The organism is Ruminococcus sp. BSD2780120874_150323_B10 (assembly GCF_015553695.1).
Taxonomy (GTDB): Bacteria; Bacillota; Clostridia; order Oscillospirales; family Acutalibacteraceae; genus Ruminococcoides; species Ruminococcoides intestinale_A.
In genome coordinates this window covers 1-1,554 of sequence record NZ_JADNHD010000039.1, presented here as the reverse complement: position 1 = coordinate 1,554, position 1,554 = coordinate 1, and the positions used below count along the sequence as shown (strand labels likewise).

The window sequence follows — 1,554 nt, the reverse complement described above, 5'->3', positions numbered from 1 at the left end:
TACTGTCTGCGGAAAGCAGGAAAATATGAGTCGTTTATCATTGTCTGAAAGGATAGTTATTGAATGTGGAATTTACCAAAAATTAAGTTTAGGAAAGATAGCAAAAAAGATAGGAAAAACTACGGAATGTGTTTCAAGGGAAATCCGAGCAAACAGAACAATCGCACCGGGAGAGCATTTCTTTGAAAAGGATTGTCACTATGCAGGAGAGTGCAAAACCAAAGGATTATGCGGAAAGGATGGATGCTCAAGGCGGTGTGTGACTTGCCGTGAATACGATTGCAGAGAACTTTGCACAAGATACAACAATACCCCTTGCGTTGTACTTTCCAAACCGCCGTATGTTTGCAATGTTTGTGTGCGGAGAAGAAAATGCAAAGCAGATAGAGCTTACTACAATGCTCAGCAAGCAGATGCAATGGCAAAGCGGAGATATTCCAACTCCAGAAGCAAGATACAAACCCGTGGTGAAGACCTTGAAAAACTTGATAAATTGGTTTCACCGTTAATTTTGAAAGGGCAACCACTGACACATATATGGTCGGAACACGGCGATGAACTTGGTATTTCACAAAGAACTCTTTACCGTTACATCGACCAAGGTGTTTTAAGCGTAGGAAACATTGACCTCAGGCGAAAGGTGGCATACAAGCCAAGACGGAAGAAAAAAGAAGTGTCCGAAGGCTTTTTGAACCAAGAATTCCGCAAAAACCGAGGCTATGATGATTACCTGAAATATATGGAAAAACATCCCGATACACCCATAATTCAAATGGATACAGTAAAGGGATGTCGTGAACAAGGGAAACGCCTTTTGACACTGCATTTCTGTAACACCAATATGATGCTGATGTTTCTTATGCGTGACGGCAAAGCCGATACCGTAGTGGAACAATTTGATATGCTGACAGGCCTTTTAGGACTTGAAGAATTCCGCAAAGTCTTTCCTGTAATTCTCACCGATAACGGCAGCGAGTTCAAGCATACAAGAGATTTAGAAACTACCGAGGATGGTAAGAAGAGAACCAAGGTCTTTTACTGTGACCCTCAGGCATCCTGGCAAAAGCCACAGATTGAGAAGAACCACGAATTTATCCGTTATGTACTACCAAAGGGCAAGACGTTAAATCCATACACGCAGGAAGATATGCTCCTTCTTGCCAACAATATTAACAGTATTCGCCGAGAATCTCTCGGCAACAAATCCCCTTATGAAGCCACCACCGACAAGAGCATACTTCGGTTGATGGGGCTGATGGGATTACATACCGTACCGGCAGACGAAGTGAACTTAACACCGGCACTGCTGAAACGGTAACTTTAAACAATTGCAGATGGTGACCGCAACATATTTTTAAGCTAAGGCAGGTTGCGTTCACTTTGACAAAACGAGATTTCAATCTGTCTGCTTTGCCATGCAAAAAAGACAGTGAGATATATTAAATTTCGGCTTTTTGAGGGTATATATCCTCTTAAAAGCCACATAAAACCGCTTATTTGGCTTTTTGTTGTGAAAAGGGTATATTTACCCTAACTTCACTTTGTCATTTAAGC

The 1,554-nt window shown here is 41.8% G+C and carries 1 protein-coding gene; it reads left to right on the top strand.

Annotation, left to right across the window (positions count from 1 at the left end; all coding sequences use genetic code 11):
- Window positions 1-1,318, top strand: a 1,318-nt coding sequence (locus tag I2E21_RS12085; protein ID WP_207735351.1) for an IS30 family transposase, incomplete at its 5' end; no start/stop codon positions are given.
- Between the last annotated feature and the right edge of the window lie 236 nt (window positions 1,319-1,554).